Here is a 19,227-nt window from a genome sequence, read left to right as displayed (position 1 = left end):
GTTTGGCCCCTGCCGGCAACCACTATCCTGCCAGGGTAATACTGATTACATTCTTTGTTCCTGAAGTGATCTTCACACGATCGTCTACCCTCATTCCCACCAGCCATACAATCCGTTTATCGGACTCCAGTACCCATACATTTTCCTTCCGGGGCATGGATAATTTCTGATCGATCAGGAAACGGCTTACCTTTTTCTTTTTAGGCATTCCCAGCGGATAAAAGTAATCGCCCTGCTTCCATTTTCTCAGGATCAGCGGAAACTTTACCTGGGCGGCATCCAGCCAGGCCGTTTCCGGGGATGCCGGGATACCGACGTTGCCTCTCTCCTGCTCACGGATCTGCAATTGTCCGCCTCCAAAATGAATGTGCGATTGTCCCCGCTCAATCACTACCAGGGGCGATACTTCCGTTGCCAGCGGCGTAATGAGCAGCCATTGACGGTTGCGGACAATACGGTGGCTACCGGTATCTACAAACCTGCCGGATTCACTTTCCAGCAACGACAATACCTGTTGTGTTTGTGCAGAAGTACATCCGAAGTTGCGGAACAGTTCCCAGGCAATTGTGTGCAGCGGCACTGTTTTCTGCAGCTTTAATACAGGCACCATCCAGGTGTTCCCCTGCTGGAACAGCAGCCGTTTACGATGTTTCGCCAATGCCTCCTGGTAAAGGATCTCCGCTTCCTTCATCCGTTCAATGGTGCCGGCCATATTTTTTACCACACCCAGGAATGCTTCCTGTAAACGGGGAATTACCTGGTGCCGGAAATAATTACGTGTATACTTATCAGTTATATTGGAACTATCTTCCACAAAAGAAATATTATTCATGGCAGCATACGCCACCAGTTTATCTTTCTCCGCAAATAACAACGGGCGGACCAGGTGTTCCTGTTTAGGAAGGATACCATGCAAACCTGCGATACCGGTACCTTTGGCAAAATTCATCAGGGCTGTTTCCACGCTGTCCTGCATATGATGGGCGGTAGCAATAAAGGCATACCCGTTTGCGGCGCGTGTTTCTTCCAGCCAGCGGTAACGCAGCTCCCGCGCGGCTACCTGTATGGTTACACGATGTTCTTCCACATAGGCATGGGTATCAAATTTCACTACATGAAGCGGTAATTCCAGGGCTGCCGCCATGCTGCGCACAAATGCTTCGTCCCGCTCAGATTCCTCCCCTCTCAGCTGAAAGTTACAGTGGGCAATGCCTGCGTGGTAGCCGGCATTTTTAAACAACCAGGCCATTACCACCGAGTCCACACCGCCGCTTACCGCCAGCAGCACCTTTTGTGCAGGATCAAATAATCGCTGACGGGAAATATAAGCAGCAAAATCAGTTACTAAATGTTGAGGCATGCGTTGTTTGTTGGATGAATAATATCAGTATAGCAGGTCTTCATAGGCCGATTGTAGCTCATTGTATGCATGTCTTTCATTACCCGCTTTAGCCATGGCCATACCTTTTTCATATATGCTGATAGCGCCGGTATTATCACCTGCGCGCTCCAGTAATTTACCCAGGTGATAATAAGAACCTACATAACCGGGTTCATGAGCCAGCAGTTCTTCAAACAGCTGCCTGGCCGTAACATCATCGTTGAGCTTAATGTATTCCAGCGCCAAAGCATGTTTCAGGAAGCTGTCGTTAGGCGTAGCCTCCAGGAACTGCTTTATCTGTGCGATTCTGTCCATTCAGATATTATTATTTTTTTATTCAATATGTCGTTGTTCGCGACTGATTAAAATCATTTTTCCGCCAGCGGTTGGCTTATATTATTTAGATATATTTGCTATTACCGCATTTTTAAACAAAACAGTTTAAGGCCATGAAGATTTTAGTATGTATCAGCAAAACTCCGGACACGACTGCAAAAATAGCTTTCACGGACAACAACACGAAATTCAATGAGGCAGGTGTACAGTTTATTATTAATCCGTACGATGAATGGTATGCATTGGTAAGGGCGCTGGAGCTGAAAGAAACCATCGGGGCCGATGTGCATCTTATTACGGTAGGCGGCGCTGATTGCGATCCGGTGATCCGTAAGGCACTGGCTTTGGGCGGAGACGAGGCATTCCGTATAAATGCGGATAATGCAGACAGTTATTATATAGCATCGCAGATTGCGGCGCATGCGAAGGATAAACAATACGATATAATTTTTACCGGTAAAGAGACCATTGACTACAATGGCTCCGGTATAGGCGGTATGGTGGCGGAGCTGCTGGAACTGCCCTATGTATCCATTGCTGCCAAATTTGATCTTAACGGCACCGTAGCTACCATTAACCGGGAAATAGAAGGCGGAGAAGAAGTGTGTGAAGTATCTCTGCCGGTGGTGGTTTCCTGCCAGAAAGGAATGGCAGAAGCCCGGATCCCCAATATGCGTGGTATTATGGCGGCCAGAACCAAACCCCTTACCGTGGTGGAACCTGTTGCGGCAGATGCCCTCACTTCAGTAGTAAGCTTTGAACTGCCTCCAGCAAAGGCCGGCGTTAAACTGATCAGTCCTGATAACGTGGAAGAACTGGTGAAGTTACTGCATGAAGAAGCAAAAGTGATCTAAGGGTAAATTATCTCTCAACTACTAATTAAATTATTGATGTCTATATTAATATTCGCCGACCAGGCACAGGGTAAGATCAAGAAAGCGGCGCTGGAAGCCGTTCAATATGGTGCAAAAGTAGCTGAACAGCTGGGAACTACCGCCACTGCGCTGGTGCTGGGCCCTGTGGATGCTGCCGAGCTGGCCGCACTTGGCAACTATGGCGCGCAAAAGGTTTTGCATGCTGCAGATGCCCGCCTGCATGAAATGGAAACCATCGTGTATACTAAAGTGATTACTGAAGCAGCTGAAAAAGAAGGCAGCAAAGTGATCATCTTCCCTCATAATTTTGATGGAAAAGCTATTGCCCCAAGGGTATCCGCCCGGCTGAAAGCCGGACTGGTAGCGGGCGCTATCTCCTACCCGGATACGGCCAATGGCTTTGTGGTAAAGAAGAATGTATTTTCCGGTAAGGCGTTTGCCAATATCAATATTACGTCAGACAAGAAGGTGATCGCCATTATCCCGAATACATTTCCTGTAAACCCGGGAAGCGGAACGGCCAGCGTAGAGGCCTTCTCCCCTGCCATCAGCGATGCGGATTTCAAAGTGAAAGTAGTTAAAACGGAAACCGTGAGCGGTGAAGTGCCGTTAACCGAAGCGGAAGTAATTGTAAGCGGCGGCCGTGGTATGAAGGGCCCGGAAAACTGGGGAATCCTGGAAGACCTGGCCAAAGCCCTGGGAGCGGCTACAGCGAGCTCCCGGCCGGTAGCAGATGCAGGCTGGCGCCCTCATCATGAGCACGTAGGACAAACCGGTTTAACGGTACGCCCCAATCTATACATCGCAGTAGGCATTTCAGGCGCTATCCAGCACCTGGCCGGTGTTAACGGCAGCAAGGTGATCGTGGTGATCAACAAAGATCCGGAAGCGCCGTTTTTCAAGGCTGCAGATTATGGCATAATAGGTGATGCATTCGAGGTGGTACCTAAGCTTACAGAAGCGGTGAAAAAGCTGAAACTCAGCTAAGCGAACAGGTTACGGTATAAGAATTACGGATGAGATATTCAGTTTTTAAGATCGTGTTGATTTTTCATCCGTAATTCTTTTACCTTAATTCTTATATCATAGATTTATCACTATAGATTTTTTTTAGATAAGGAATATTTTTCTAACTTCACGGTCTTACAAACTATTCAGCGACAACGCAAGACAGATATGAGAAAAATAGAACTGGAAATAGTTGCTTTATCGCACAGCATTACGCAAACTCATTCATATGCCGTGGTATTGGGAGAAGTGAACGGTTTACGCCGTTTACCCATTGTGATTGGGGGCTTTGAAGCGCAAGCGATTGCAGTGGCTCTGGAAAAAATGCAACCCAGCCGGCCTTTAACACATGACCTGATGAAAAACTTCATGAATGCCTTTAACGTGGAATTACAGGAGGTGGTCATCAGCAATCTGCAGGAAGGTATCTTTTACTCAAAACTGATCTGTTCCAACAATGATGAAACAATAGAGATAGATTCCCGGACATCAGATGCACTGGCGCTTGCAGTCCGCTTCGGATGCCCTATCTACACTTTCGAAAATATCCTCAACAGTGCAGGGATCCTGCTGGATGACCCTGCCGGTAAAAAGACCAGTAAGCCGGTTACCCCTACTATTTCAGAGCATGAGAAAGGCGCCGAAGATGACCTCAAAGCCTTAAATGTAGAGGAATTAACAACACTGCTCCAGGAAGTGCTGGAACAGGAAGATTATATCCGGGCTATCGCTATCCGCGATGAGATCAACAGCCGCAAAAGCAAATAATTTTTATTTCATATACGCCCTGCAGCTGGTTTAAACGTGGCTGCCGGATTACTGTGCAATAAACAATACATGATTGTATTTCCTAACTGTAAAATAAACCTGGGCTTACATGTTACCCGGAAACGCCCTGATGGCTTCCACGACCTGGAAACTATATTTTATCCCCTGCCTGTTAATGATGCGCTGGAAGTGATTACACATACAACGCTACAGTTTGAAAGCAGCGGGGTTCCTGTTCCTGGTAATGCGGCCGACAATCTCTGTTTAAGGGCGTTTCAGCTGTTACAGTCCGATTTCCCGCAACTACCACCGGTAAACATTCATTTACTAAAAAATATACCCATTGGAGCCGGCCTGGGTGGAGGTTCTGCAGATGCGGCTTTTATGCTGCAGCTGCTTGACCAGAAGTTTCAGCTGGGCTTAACAGAAGCGGCGCTCGTGGATTATGCCGCACAACTGGGGAGCGATTGTCCCTTTTTTATTGTGAACCGGCCTTGTTATGCTACAGGAAGGGGAGAAATTATGGAGCCGATAACCCTGGACCTCTCCGGGTATTCGTTTGTGCTGGTACACCCGGGCATCCATGTAAACACCGGCTGGGCATTTAAGCAGCTCACACCTGGTACACCGGCTTATTCGCTCCGGGAAGTGATACAAACGCCTGTAGAATTATGGAAAGATGTACTGACCAATGATTTTGAAGCACCCGTATTCCAGGCGCATCCTGTGCTGGGTTACATTAAGGCGCAGATGTATTCATCAGGGGCTGCGTATGCCGCCATGAGTGGCAGTGGTTCTGCGGTGTTTGGGATTTTCCCTAAAAACAAAATAGCTGACATCCTGTGGGATGCCAGCTACCGGGTATTTACTATCAGGTAAGTCTTACTTTACAGAAGCTACCAGTGCTTTAAATGTTTCTGGTTCATTCATAGCCAGATCAGCCAGAACTTTTCTGTTCAGGTCGATATTCTTACCGGCTAATTTGTTCATAAACACAGAATAGGTCAACCCTTCTGCTCTAACAGCAGCGTTGATACGGGCGATCCACAGCTGGCGATAGTTTCTTTTCTTTAATTTACGGCCAACATAGCTATAAGTAAGTCCTTTCTCAAGAACGTTCTTCGCTACGGTGTACACATTTTTTCTTTTACCGTAGAAGCCTTTGGCTTGCTTTAAGATCCTTTTTCTCCGGGCTCTTGAAGCTACGGCATTAACTGAACGAGGCATTTGCTTTGTTTTTTTCTCAGGTTATAAAATTCGATTCTTTTGACAGATACTAGCGCATTCCGAGCATTCTCTTAACCAGGTTAAGATTTGCTTCGTGAACCAGCGTACTACCTCTTAAGCTACGTTTTCTTTTCGTAGATTTCTTAGTCAGTAAGTGGCTTTTGAAGGCCATGAACCGCTTAATCTGTCCGTTCCCACCAACCTTGAACGTTTTCTTGGCACGGGAATGTGTCTTTACTTTGGGCATCTTACATCAAATTTGGTCTGCAAAGGTATGAAAATAATTGAATAAAGCGCAGTCTCCCTTAAATAATTCAGCCGCTCCCCTCAATGTGGATAACTTTTCTGATATTTTTTTACCTCCTTTAAGCAATTGACAATCAATTTTTCGCTAACCCATCTTCCCAACTTATCTGGCAGCTAATCATATTACGAATAAGTACACTTTTTTTATTTCCCCATATTATATCTAATTTTAATCTCAATTTAATTACATATTTTAACCATACCATGTATAAACACCTGACGCCTATGAAACCATTTTACACTTGCGCCACCCTCCGCCGAAAAAAACCATCCGGTGATGATAACAGATGTAAAGAGTTGAAGTACAATAGGTATTGAGTAAACAACCTGCTCAAAACCTGATACTTTTTTTACTTAACTGTTTGCACCTATGAAACGACTACTAACCTTATTGTACCTGATACTGGGGCTTGTGCTGCTGAATAAGCAAGCGACAGCACAAAGCGCGCCTCCCGACGGCACACCATTTATGAACCTTCCGGATACCATCTGTAAAGGAAGTTTCGCCAGTATGAACGCGTTCTTCTGGAAGAACACCAGTAACTACGCTGATTCTGCTACCTGGACCATTACGGGAGGAGCCTACGATGTGCTCTTTACTACTGACAACCGGCCCGGCCATGAACTGGTGGGCCAGCTGCGGGATACCTATAACAGCAACAGTATAAATATCAACAAAAACTCCCTGACCATAAAATTCAATGATGCGGCGAAATATACTGTGAACGTGATCCTGTACAGGGGAAAGAATACTTATCCTATTACAAAGTCGATATATGTAAAAGACTGTACCATTCAACCCTGCCTGGGAAACACCACCAGTAAAAGCGATTTTGTAGAAGACTTTGGCAGGTTCAAAAAGAATGCGACCGCCAGCCGGTCCAATTCAGCGGTTACAGGGTATAACTATGTAGCCATGCCGCTGAACGGGGCTAATTTTATCGATGATAGCTACAACATTTTCTGGCATACACAAATAAGAAACGAATGGGTATATTCAACCGATCATACGGGAAGTACTATAGATTCAGTAGGTGGTATGCTGATCGCTAACTCTTCGATCAATAAAAAATCCTTCTATACTAAAAATAACGTGCAGGTATGCCCTGGCTCTTCCTATAATTTCAGCGCCTGGTTCCTGAATGTAAACAGCTATAACGTATTTAACTATAATTGCGCGTGGGGAAATAACGACGGATATCACTATGCCGGGGTTACCTTCCTGATCATTAATAAAAAAGGCAGCACCAATACAGCCCTGTGGGATACGCTCGCCAGGTTTAAAACCTACGACGTATCCATGCACCTGGAATCTCCGGCATGGCAGCAGTATGGCGGCAGCTTTAAAACACCCGGAGGTGTAACTTCTGTAACACTGGAAATTGTGAACGACCGCCTGGGTGATTGCGGAAATGATATTGCGATTGATGATATCAAGTTCAATTATTGCAGCCCGGATATCTATTCATTTATAGATGGTCAGATTGATAATGAATTAAGAGCCGATTCACTTTGTGAAGGAGCACCTGTTACCATCAAAGCGTTGTATAGCCCGGATGGTCATTTGCCCAACGGTACTTACGACCCGAACCAGGATTACTTTAAGAACCCGATATACCAATGGTTTTACAGTACTACCGGGAATGAAAATAACCCGGCTGACTGGTTTCCTGTTACCAACGGGAATGGTATTTCAGGCGCCGCCACCAATACGCTTACGTTTGCCGACGGCGCCCTGAAAGGCGATCCTAACCAGGTAGTACATAAATATTACCGTGTAAATATTCTTGAATCGGGGAATCAAAGCAACTGTGCATCCCCATCCAAATACACTAAAATCACCATTCTTCCCAAACCCAAGGTGACCATTTCCTCGGGCAGGATATGTATCGGGGAAAGCGTGGATCTCACGGCCGATGGGGGTTACAGCACCTATGAGTGGAAAGTGGACCCGGTATATACAGGTGCAAAAATGACCGTGTTTCCCGACAGCACCAGGGACTACTGGGCTATCGGGATCGCTGATTACGGCTGGAACTCGGTAAAAAATGAGCCGCGGCAATGTAAGGATAGCGGATACGCCAGGGTGATAGTGGATAAAAAGCCGGTGACTGCCATTACAGGCGGGCCGGCTGAAATCTGTCTTGGTGCACAGATTAACCTGAACCTCGCTATTACAGGCGCTCCGGCCGACAGCCTGAACTGGAAATGGAAATATGGAACAGATTCTATTAAAGGCAAAGTGCCCTCTATTACGCATGTTCCATCAAACATTGGTGCAAAAGCCTACAACGTAGAGGTGACCAATAAAACCTGTGTGGTGGTTGATACGTTTAAGGTAAATGTGCGGTCGTTGCCCCAGGCCGATGCAGATACTATTTACAGGCAGTGTAATATATCTACCTTTAATATTAAAAGAAGCCCGCTTCCTACAGACCAGCAGGGTGTATGGTTATTTAATGGCCCGGGTAAAGGCGCTGTGATTACCAACACCACCAACGCCACTACCACTGTAACAGGCGTTCCTGCAGGTGATACTGTGCGTCTCTTCTGGGTAATTACCAACAAAGCGATGGCTGCGTGTACCGACACCAGCCGGGTAACGCTCATCAACACCAAACCGCTTACACCAAGCGTTGCCGGCCTGGATCAGATACAATGTGGTATGAGGGATTTCCAGTTAACCGCCAGTAAGCCGGGTGTTGGAGAAACCGGGAAATGGACATTGGAACCAGGCACTACATCGTCTGATATAAGCATTAATTATGACACCGCTTATAACGCCACTGCAACCGTAATCAGCAATGCAAGGCCGAAGTCGTTCCTGCTTACATGGACTATTTCCAATGGGGTTTGTCCTGGTCCCAACTCTACCACTATCCAACTTACCATTAAGGATAAACCCACACTGAACATTACTGCTGCCGCAGTTTGTAATACCGTGGATTCCTTTACAGTAACTTACAGTAATGTAGTGCCGGGATCAATAACGAAATATGAGCTGGATGTAGCCAGCACCAGGAAGATGCCCGGATTTACAAAGGTGTCCAAAGCATGGCCGTTTAACACTGCCAATGGTACCTTTAAAGTTAAGTTACCGCCCAATACAGCTGCCGGCAGTTACGATTTCGTAATCACTGCACAGGAAGATACACTGCACGGATGTAGCATAACTGTGCCATTCTCTGTTTCGGTGGAAAAACCATCGACCACACCAACCGGCATCGATGCCAGCATTGACAGTATATGTGTTAGCAGCAATGTTACCTTAAAAGTAACAGGCGGTTCACTTGGAACTGATTCTCTTGGTAATTCCCATCAATGGAAATGGTATACAGGCGCCTGCCCTGGTTCACCCGGAAGCGTGGCGGTTATTCCATCATCTTCTATTAATAATGGTGCAGAAGTGGTATTTAATAATGTAACTACTACCACCACTTATTATGTACGTGCAGAAACTACCGGTCCGTGTGGAAATACGGGTTGTGCCAATGTAACGGTACGGGTGTTTGCACAACCTGCTAAGGCCAATGCCAGCACTGATCAAACAGAATGTGACCGCACTACCGACTTTCAGTTGAATGGTAATGATCCTGGTGTTACAGGTGCGAAAAGCATCTGGACCTCACTTAACCCAAGAGTAACCATTACCAATCCAACGCAAAGGAATGCCACTGTAAAAGTACCTGTGGGAGATACAGCTACGCTTATATGGACCATCTCCAACGGGCCATGTCTGACTTCCAGCGATACAGTGTTTATTACCAATTACAAGAAGCCCATCATGCGCAGTGCAGGCACCGACCAGATGGAGTGTGATAAAACTGTTTTTAAGCTTGATGCCACCGCTCCTACGGAACTGGGTGCACAAGGCACCTGGTCCTTCCTCCCGGCTACTGCTGCGGTGACCTTCGTTGATAAAAATGATCCGAAAACAAATGTAACTGTGCCGGCTAACACTGCCGTGCAGCTGATCTGGAAGATTGCCAATTCCCAATGTGCGGCAGACAATGCAGATACCGTGCTGATCACCAGCCTGCTGAAACCGTCTGTACGTGATGCAGGTACCGACAAAATGGAATGTGATAAAACCACCTTCACCATGGATGCTACCGCTCCCACGGAGCTGGGCGCCATCGGCACATGGACATTCTCTCCATCCACTGCTGCGGTAAACATTGCCAATATCAATGATCCTAAAACTTCTGTAACAGTACCGGCCAACAGCTCTATCCTGTTCACCTGGAAGATCACCAACGCGAAATGTGCCGCTGATAACATTGATACCGTGAGGATCACCAGCCTGCTGAAACCAGCGGTTCGTGATGCAGGTACCGACAAGATGGAATGTGATAAAACCACCTTCACCATGGATGCCACCGCTCCTACTGAGCTGGGCGCCATCGGTACATGGACATTCTCTCCATCCACTGCTGTGGTAACCATCGGCAACATCAACGATCCTAAAACTTCTGTAACAGTACCGGCCAACAGCACTATCCTGTTCACCTGGAAGATCACCAACGCGAAATGTGCCGCTGATAACATCGATACCGTAAGGATCACCAGTCTGCTTAAACCGGCTGTACGTGATGCAGGTACCAATAAAATGGAGTGCGATAAAACCACCTTCACCATGGATGCCACCGCTCCTACTGAGCTGGGCGCCATCGGTACATGGACATTCTCTCCATCCACTGCTGCGGTAACCATCGGCAACATCAACGATCCTAAAACTTCTGTAACAGTTCCTGCCAACAGCTCTATCCTGTTCACCTGGAAGATCACCAACGCGAAATGTGCCGCTGATAACATTGATACCGTAAGGATCACCAGCCTGCTGAAACCAGCGGTTCGTGATGCAGGTACTAACCAGATGGAGTGCGATAAAACAGTATTCATCCTGGATGCCATCGCTCCTACTGAGCTGGGCGCCACCGGTACATGGACATTCTCTCCATCCACTGCTGTGGTAAACATTGCCAATATCAATGATCCTAAAACTTCTGTAACAGTTCCTGCCAACAGCTCTATCCTGTTCATCTGGAAGATCACCAACGCGAAATGTGCCGCTGATAACATCGATACCGTAAGGATCACCAGCCTGCTGAAACCAGCGGTTCGTGATGCGGGTACCAATAAAATGGAGTGCGATAAAACCACCTTTACCATGGATGCCACTGCTCCTAGTGAGTTGGGCGCAACCGGTACATGGACCTTCTCTCCATCCACTGCTGCGGTAACCATCGGCAACATCAACGATCCTAAAACTTCTGTAACAGTACCGGCCAACAGCTCTATCCTGTTCACCTGGAAGATCACCAACGCGAAATGTGCCGCTGATAACATCGATACCGTAAGGATCACCAGCCTGCTGAAACCAGCAGTTCGTGATGCAGGTACCGACAAGATGGAATGTGATAAAACCACCTTCACCATGGATGCCACCGCTCCTACTGAGCTGGGCGCCATCGGTACATGGACCTTCTCTCCATCCACTGCTGTGGTAAACATTGCCAATATCAATGATCCTAAAACTTCTGTAACAGTACCGGCCAACAGCACTATCCTGTTCACCTGGAAGATCACCAACGCGAAATGTGCCGCTGATAACATCGATACCGTAAGGATCACCAGCCTGCTGAAACCAGCGATTCGTGATGCAGGTACCAATAAAATGGAGTGCGATAAAACCACCTTTATCATGGATGCCACTGCTCCTACTGAGCTGGGCGCCATCGGTACATGGACATTCTCTCCATCCACTGCTGCGGTAACCATCGGCAACATCAACGATCCTAAAACTTCTGTAACAGTTCCTGCCAACAGCTCTATCCTGTTCACCTGGAAGATCACCAATGCGAAATGCGCTGCTGATAACATCGATACCGTGAGGATCACCAGCCTGCTGAAACCAACAGTACGTGATGCAGGCACTAACCAGATGGAGTGCGATAAAACAGTGTTCACCCTGAATGCTACAGCTCCTACTGAGCTGGGGGCCATCGGTACATGGACATTCACACCAGCTACCGCTTCTGTGAAGTTTGCTGATAAGAATGATCCGGAAACAACTGTTACCGTGCCGGCGGATAGTTCCGTGTTGCTCTTCTGGCAGATCACCAACGCCAGGTGTTCTGCGGTTACTTATGATACCGTAAGGATCACCAGCCTGAAAAAACCAATTGTACGTGATGCAGGCGCTAACCAGATGGAGTGCGATAAAACAGTGTTTAGACTGAACGCTACTGCTCCTACTGAGCTGGGCGCCATCGGTACATGGACATTCACACCAACCACCGCGTCTGTGAAGTTTGCTGATAAGAACAATCCAAAAACAACTGTCACCGTTCCGGCTGATAGTTCTGTATTGCTCTTCTGGCAGATCACCAACGCTAAGTGTTCCGCACCTACTTATGATACCGTGAGGATCACCAGCCTGAAAAAACCGGCAGTGCGTGATGCAGGTACCAATAAAATGGAGTGTGAGAAAACCACCTTCACCATGGATGCCACCGCTCCTACTGAACTGGGCGCCATCGGTACATGGACATTCTCTCCATCCACTGCTGCGGTAAACATTGCCAACATCAATGATCCTAAAACATCAGTAACAGTACCTGCCAACAGCACTATCCTGTTTACCTGGAAGATCACCAACGCGAAATGTGCCGCTGATAACATTGATACCGTAAGGATCACCAGCCTGCTGAAACCAGCGGTTCGTGATGCAGGTACCAATAAAATGGAGTGCGATAAAACCACCTTTACCATGGATGCCACCGCTCCTACTGAACTGGGCGCCATCGGTACATGGACCTTCTCTCCATCCACTGCTGCGGTAACCATCGGCAATATCAACGATCCTAAAACTTCTGTAACAGTTCCTGCCAACAGCTCTATCCTGTTCACCTGGAAGATCACCAATGCGAAATGTGCTGCTGACAACATCGATACGGTAAGGATCACCAGCCTGCTGAAACCAGCAGTACGTGATGCAGGCACTAACCAGATGGAGTGCGATAAAACAGTATTCACCCTGAATGCCACCGCTCCTACTGAGCTGGGGGCCATCGGTACATGGACATTCACACCAGCTACCGCTTCTGTGAAGTTTGCTGATAAGAATGATCCGAAAACAACTGTTACCGTGCCGGCGGATAGTTCCGTGTTGCTCTTCTGGCAGATCACCAACGCCAGGTGTTCTGCGGTTACTTATGATACCGTAAGGATCACCAGCCTGAAAAAACCAATTGTACGTGATGCAGGCGCTAACCAGATGGAGTGCGATAAAACAGTGTTTAGACTGAACGCTACTGCTCCTACTGAGCTGGGCGCCATCGGTACATGGACATTCACACCAACCACCGCGTCTGTGAAGTTTGCTGATAAGAACAATCCAAAAACAACTGTCACCGTTCCGGCTGATAGTTCTGTATTGCTCTTCTGGCAGATCACCAACGCTAAGTGTTCCGCACCTACTTATGATACCGTGAGGATCACCAGCCTGAAAAAACCGGCAGTGCGTGATGCAGGTACCAATAAAATGGAGTGTGAGAAAACCACCTTCACCATGGATGCCACCGCTCCTACTGAACTGGGCGCCATCGGTACATGGACATTCTCTCCATCCACTGCTGCGGTAAACATTGCCAACATCAATGATCCTAAAACATCAGTAACAGTACCTGCCAACAGCACTATCCTGTTTACCTGGAAGATCACCAACGCGAAATGTGCCGCTGATAACATTGATACCGTAAGGATCACCAGCCTGCTGAAACCAGCGGTTCGTGATGCAGGTACCAATAAAATGGAGTGCGATAAAACCACCTTTACCATGGATGCCACCGCTCCTACTGAACTGGGCGCCATCGGTACATGGACCTTCTCTCCATCCACTGCAGTAGTAAACATTGCCAACATCAATGATCCCAAAACGTCTGTGACCGTTCCGGCCGACAGCTCTATCCTGTTTACCTGGAAGATCACCAACGCGAAATGTGCTGCTGATAACATTGATACGGTAAGGATCACCAGCCTGCTTAAACCAGCAGTACGTGATGCAGGCACCAATAAAATGGAGTGTGAGAAAACTGCCTTCACCATGGATGCCACTGCTCCTACTGAGCTGGGCGCTATTGGTACATGGACCTTCTCTCCGGCTACCGCTTCTGTGAAAATTGCCAACATCAACGATCCTAAAACGTCCGTAACCGTTCCGGCCGACAGCTCTATCCTGTTCACCTGGAAGATCACCAATGCAAAATGTGCGGCAGATAAAATAGATACCGTAAGGATCACCAGCCTGAAAAAACCGGTAATGCGCGATGCAGGTTCCAGCAAAATAGCATGTGAGAAAACTACCTTTACCATGAATGCTGTTGCTCCTACTGAGCTGGGCGCTATTGGTACATGGACATTCTCTCCGGCTACCGCTTCTGTGAAAATTGCCAACATCAATGATCCCAAAACGTCTGTGACCGTTCCGGCCGACAGCTCTATCCTGTTTACCTGGAAGATCACCAATGCAAAATGTGCGGCAGACCTGGCTGATACCATAAGGATCACCAGCTATAAAACACCTGCCGCCGCAAATGCCGGCCCGGACCAGGAGAAATGTGATAACGTCAGCTTCACCCTGAATGGCAGCAAACCAGCTGGTTTACATGTAACAGGCACCTGGACAAATCCTGCCGGTACTGCAGGCGTAAATATTGTTTCTCCGAATCAATACAACAGCACCGTTACCATTGCTGCCGGAGTTAGTGTAAAACTGGTGTGGAAAATCACCAATGGCACCTGTGCCGCTACCTATGATACGGTAATGCTTACCAACTACGCTACCGCCAACAAGGCTAACGCCGGTCCGGACCAGGCCATCTGTAACAACACCAGCGACTTCAATATGGCGGCAAATGCCCCGGGCGTGCCAACTGCCAAAGGCACCTGGACGGATATCAGCCGGATACCGGGAAGAGCGAAGATCAAATCACCGAATAGCCCGACTACCGCGGTAACAGTACCAATAGGCGATACCGTAGTATTACAGTGGAGCATCGCCAATGGCGTATGTGATACTACTTTCAGCAGGGTGACCATCATCAATTACAAAGCTGCTGTTACTGCCAACGCCGGTCAGGACCAGGAGAAATGTAATACTACGCTTGATTTCATTATGAAAGCCAGTCAGCCTGGATCACCCAGCGCCAAAGGCACCTGGACAGATGTAAGCCGTGTTCCCGGTAAGGTTATCATCAAATCTGTAAACGATCCTTATACCGCTGTAACTGTTCCTGTGGGCGACACTGCAATACTGAAATGGACCGTTACAAACGGAAACTGTATAAGCACCAGCAGTATTGTTACATTGATCAATTACAAAACAGCCGCGGCGGCAAATGCAGGAGAAGATATTGAAATGTGTAACAACACAGGCGATTTCACCCTTGCAGCAGACCCGGTGTCTGTACCAAGTGCAAAAGGCTTCTGGTCGGTGATCAGGGGAAATGCGTCCATCAGATCTGTCAACAGCCCAACCTCCAAAGTAAACATCAACATTGGAGACACTGTAACCTTACGCTGGACTGTAACCAATGGTGTGTGCAGCGCTACCTGGGATGATGTAACACTCATTAATTACCGGTTGCCGCTACCTGCCAACGCAGGCTCAGACCAGGAACATTGCGACGATGCTACCTTTAAAATGAACGCCAGCGATCCTGGTGTGGCAGGTGCAAAAGGTACCTGGATCGTAACCAGCAATAACGCAGCGCTGATCAGCATCAGCGATATTAACCGGAAAGATGCTGTGATCACAGTACCGGCCGGTGAAACTGCCCAGCTGACCTGGGTAGTAAGCAACGGCGTGTGCGACGCCTCCAGCTCCAGCGTTACCCTGATTAACCGTAAACCGATACTCGGCAATACTATTCAGAACGATCAGACCATTTGCGTAACGGAAACGCCAATGGCTATACGTGGTAATACGCTTTCCGGCGGTAATGGCACCTATACCTTCCAGTGGCAGCAAAGCACTGCAGGCACCACCGGGCCATTCACCAACATCACCGGCGCTACCAGCGATACCTACCAGCCAGGCCTGCTCACCGCAAATACCTGGTACAGAAGGATTGTGGCTTCAGGGGCCTGTATCAACAACATCAGCAATGTGGTGAAAATCACAGCGATCACTATCAGCCCCATTGTTACCTTCACTCCTCCTGCCATTATTACGGAATGTGAAAGAGGTAAAGACTATACCACCCTCTTCGGAGATCCGGTGTTCAGTCATGCGCCTTACAACAACGAAGAGCTGACCATTACCCACAACGATGTGACCGTGGTTACTTCGCCTTGTTTAAGTACAATTACCCGTACCTGGACGGCAACAGACAGATGTGGCCTCTCTATAAGCGCTTCACAAACCATTACGGTGAAAGATACCAAAGCGCCTGTATTCACTACACCCGCGCCTGCGGATATCACTGTAGATTGTGATAAGGTGCCTGCTAAAACAGACCTGAAAGCAAACGACGACTGCGCAGGGGAAATCATTATCCCCGTAGTGGAAGTACGCCAGGATCTACCAGGCAACTGTTCCAACAATTACCTGCTGATCCGCACCTGGACTGCAAAAAACGAATGTAACACCGGCGTCACCCTGAAACAGGTGATCACTGTAAAAGATATGACCTCACCGGTATTCAACATGGCAACGCCGGCTGATACTACAGTGGATTGCGATAAGATACCCGCAGGATTCAATCTTACTGCTTCCGATAACTGCACCCCGGGTGTAATAACCGTAGTGCCGAAAGATTCAACTGTTCATCAGCCAGGCAACTGTAACAACAACTACGTGATCTACCGTAAGTGGACCGCCTTTGATGAATGTGGAAATGCCCGTGCAGTACAGCAGATCATCAAGGTACAGGATACAACCAGACCTGTGTTCAGCATGCCTGCCCCGAAAGACACCGTGGTGGATTGCGATAAGGTACCGGCATGGCCTGCGATTACCGCTACCGACAACTGCAGCGGTTCTATCCAGGTATTCACCAGTACTAAAACCGTTAAATTACCAGGCAACTGCGCCGGTAACTTCCGGGAAACAAGAACCTGGACCGCTACCGATGAATGCGGCAACAAGTCAGTGATGCAACAGATCATTACCGTACAGGATACCACTAAACCGGTATTCACAGTGAGACCTCCTGCAGACACCATCGTGAGCTGCGATAACATCCCTGCTCCTGCTACTGATGTACAGGTATCTGATAACTGCAGCAGTTTTGGAAATGGTCTTACCCTGTCCCGCAGGATCACTACAGAAAGAACACCAGGCGAATGTGCAGGCAATTACCGCATCATCAGGACCTGGATTGCGAAAGACGCCTGCGGCAATACCACCACCATTACACAGGTGGTAACAGTAAAAGACACCACCAGGCCGGTGATTATGCCTGCTCCTGCAGACGTGGTACTTTACTGCCAGGATAAGATCCCTGCAGCGCCGGTATTAACCGCAACAGACAACTGTGATAACAGCTTCCCGAAACGTGCTATCTATACAGAAGATCCTTACGTGGAAGATATCTGTAACGGGTATACGATTGTAAGAAGATGGACCATCATGGATGCCTGCGGCAATAAAGCCAACGACGTGATCCAACGGGTAATTATTAAGCCTTGTGATAAACCGCAACTGGAAGCTACCCTGCCTTCCAACTGTTCAGACAACGGCAGGATCGCCTTACGCAAAGCTGGTAACGTATACCTGCCTACGTATACACTGGTGGCGGTAACCCCGGCCAACGCGGTAACAGGTTTGCCAAGATCACAGAACAACAACGTGTTCAACCTGAACGGCGCTACTTCTGCTTCCTTTATCATAACAGATGGCAGAACAGGTTGCTCATCCGATACTGTGACTTACAACCTGAATTATATCCAGAAACCAATGGTGAACCTCGGCAACGACACGACCATCTGCGGAGGCAATAGCCTTGTACTGGATGCAGGCCCTGCTAACTTCGCCTACCAGATCAAATGGTCTACCGGCGCTACCACGCAACGGATCAATATTAACCAGGCGGGCACCTACTGGGTGAATGTAAGCAACGGCGAATGCGCCACTACTGATACCATTCATGTAGGCCTGGTACCCACCCCGCTGGTGGATATCCCGGATACTACCATCTGCCGCGGCCAAACCGTGAAGCTGGATGCTTATGTAAACGGCGGCACCTATCTCTGGAGCAACGGTTCCACCGAGCCTTCCATCCTGATAGGCACACAGGAACAATTCTGGGTGAAGGTGATGAAGTCAGGATGTATCACCATCGATACTGTGAAAGTGAGCGTGAATCCTCCGCCAGACATCAGCCTGAGCCGCGATACCTCTATCTGTCCTGACCAGTCCATTATGCTTACTGTTAATTCAAACGGCGGTCGTATCAAATGGCAGACAGGTGAAACCAGCAACTCCATAGTGGTGAATAAACCCGGCGGATACTGGGTGGCGGTAAGCAGGGACAACTGCGTGGTGAGAGATACCGTGAACGTAAGAATGAAACCTGTTCTCACCATGGATCTGGGACCAGACAGGAATATCTGCCCCGGAGGCTCTGTTACCATAGACGGTACCAACCCGGATGCAGTGTCTTACCTCTGGAACGACGGCGATCCGAACCCGGTTAAACAGATCAGCCAGGCCGGTAAGTATAAACTGGCGGTGATGGACAAATACTGCCAGCGTGTGTTCATGGACAGTGTGAACGTAAACATCACCGGCTTACCAGTCATCAACCTCGGAAGGGACACTACCTTATGTAAAGGTGAAACACTCATACTGCGCGCTGAAGGCGGCGGCATCACCGGTGTACGGTGGGATAACGGTTCCGGCGGACCATCCCTCACGGTTACCAACGGCGGTACCTATACCGTTACAGTATTCAACGATTGCGGATCCGCAACCGACGATATCACAGTAGGCTTTATAGAGTGTGAACCTAAACCTACCTTACCAAACGCCTTCTCACCAAACGGCGACGGACGCAACGATGTGTTCAGACCTGTTGTAAGAGGACAAATGTTCGAATACGAATTGAGGATCTTCAACCGCTGGGGTGAACTGATCTTCATGTCGTCCGACAACCATAAAGGATGGGATGGTAAATACAAGGGAGTTCCGGTGGATGTTGGCACCTATGTATGGTGGCTGTCTTACAAGAAAGTAGCCGGCGGATCATCCAATGTGCTGAAAGGAGAGGTGACCGTAATCCGCTGATAACGGTTATCATCTTCATAAAATAAAACAAAAAG

General features: G+C 48.2%; 9 protein-coding genes. 5 read left to right on the top strand and 4 right to left on the bottom strand.

The window, feature by feature from the left end:
• Nucleotides 1-22: 22 nt before the first annotated feature.
• Nucleotides 23-1,360, bottom strand: coding sequence for a tRNA lysidine(34) synthetase TilS (gene tilS / locus FN124_RS22135; RefSeq protein WP_142686955.1), 1,338 nt, complete (start codon nt 1,358-1,360; stop codon nt 23-25).
• Nucleotides 1,361-1,384: 24 nt separating this feature from the next.
• Nucleotides 1,385-1,696, bottom strand: coding sequence for a tetratricopeptide repeat protein (locus FN124_RS22130; protein ID WP_142686954.1), 312 nt, complete (start codon nt 1,694-1,696; stop codon nt 1,385-1,387).
• Between the two features lie 134 nt (nt 1,697-1,830).
• On the opposite strand from FN124_RS22130, the gene FN124_RS22125 reads away from it, so the two are divergent.
• From FN124_RS22125 to ispE, 4 genes are all read left to right on the top strand, one after another.
• Entirely contained in the window at nt 1,831-2,571 is a 741-nt protein-coding gene (locus FN124_RS22125; protein ID WP_142686953.1) for an electron transfer flavoprotein subunit beta/FixA family protein, read from the top strand.
• Between the two features lie 36 nt (nt 2,572-2,607).
• Complete coding sequence (locus FN124_RS22120; protein ID WP_142686952.1) at nt 2,608-3,579, top strand: electron transfer flavoprotein subunit alpha/FixB family protein; 972 nt, start codon at nt 2,608-2,610, stop codon at nt 3,577-3,579.
• Between the two features lie 189 nt (nt 3,580-3,768).
• A complete protein-coding gene (locus FN124_RS22115; RefSeq protein ID WP_142686951.1) occupies nt 3,769-4,368 on the top strand; it encodes a bifunctional nuclease family protein in 600 nt (199 codons plus the stop codon).
• Between the two features lie 69 nt (nt 4,369-4,437).
• Nucleotides 4,438-5,247, top strand: a complete 810-nt coding sequence (gene ispE / locus FN124_RS22110) for a 4-(cytidine 5'-diphospho)-2-C-methyl-D-erythritol kinase (RefSeq protein WP_142686950.1) — start codon at nt 4,438-4,440, stop codon at nt 5,245-5,247.
• Nucleotides 5,248-5,250: 3 nt separating this feature from the next.
• Here the strand turns inward: ispE and rplT are convergent, their stop codons facing one another.
• A complete protein-coding gene (gene rplT, locus FN124_RS22105) occupies nt 5,251-5,595 on the bottom strand; it encodes a 50S ribosomal protein L20 (protein WP_078673350.1) in 345 nt (114 codons plus the stop codon).
• Between the two features lie 49 nt (nt 5,596-5,644).
• Nucleotides 5,645-5,842, bottom strand: coding sequence for a 50S ribosomal protein L35 (gene rpmI, locus FN124_RS22100; protein ID WP_079471802.1), 198 nt, complete (start codon nt 5,840-5,842; stop codon nt 5,645-5,647).
• Between the two features lie 429 nt (nt 5,843-6,271).
• On the opposite strand from rpmI, the gene FN124_RS22095 reads away from it, so the two are divergent.
• Complete coding sequence (locus FN124_RS22095) at nt 6,272-19,192, top strand: DUF8696 domain-containing protein (RefSeq protein WP_142686949.1); 12,921 nt, start codon at nt 6,272-6,274, stop codon at nt 19,190-19,192.
• Nucleotides 19,193-19,227: the final 35 nt, after the last annotated feature.

The sequence above is a fragment of the Chitinophaga polysaccharea genome (assembly GCF_902150045.1).
In the GTDB taxonomy this organism is placed as follows: Bacteria; Bacteroidota; Bacteroidia; order Chitinophagales; family Chitinophagaceae; genus Chitinophaga; species Chitinophaga polysaccharea_A.
This window is presented reverse-complemented; position numbering and strand designations above follow the sequence as displayed.

Coding starts and splice junctions, on each gene's coding strand:
- ispE (WP_142686950.1), top strand. CDS start 4,438: ATGATTGTATTTCCTAACTGTAAAATAAACCTGGGCTTACATGTTACC.
- FN124_RS22120 (WP_142686952.1), top strand. CDS start 2,608: ATGTCTATATTAATATTCGCCGACCAGGCACAGGGTAAGATCAAGAAA.
- rpmI (WP_079471802.1), bottom strand. CDS start 5,842: ATGCCCAAAGTAAAGACACATTCCCGTGCCAAGAAAACGTTCAAGGTT.
- tilS (WP_142686955.1), bottom strand. CDS start 1,360: ATGCCTCAACATTTAGTAACTGATTTTGCTGCTTATATTTCCCGTCAG.
- FN124_RS22095 (WP_142686949.1), top strand. CDS start 6,272: ATGAAACGACTACTAACCTTATTGTACCTGATACTGGGGCTTGTGCTG.
- rplT (WP_078673350.1), bottom strand. CDS start 5,595: ATGCCTCGTTCAGTTAATGCCGTAGCTTCAAGAGCCCGGAGAAAAAGG.
- FN124_RS22125 (WP_142686953.1), top strand. CDS start 1,831: ATGAAGATTTTAGTATGTATCAGCAAAACTCCGGACACGACTGCAAAA.
- FN124_RS22115 (WP_142686951.1), top strand. CDS start 3,769: ATGAGAAAAATAGAACTGGAAATAGTTGCTTTATCGCACAGCATTACG.
- FN124_RS22130 (WP_142686954.1), bottom strand. CDS start 1,696: ATGGACAGAATCGCACAGATAAAGCAGTTCCTGGAGGCTACGCCTAAC.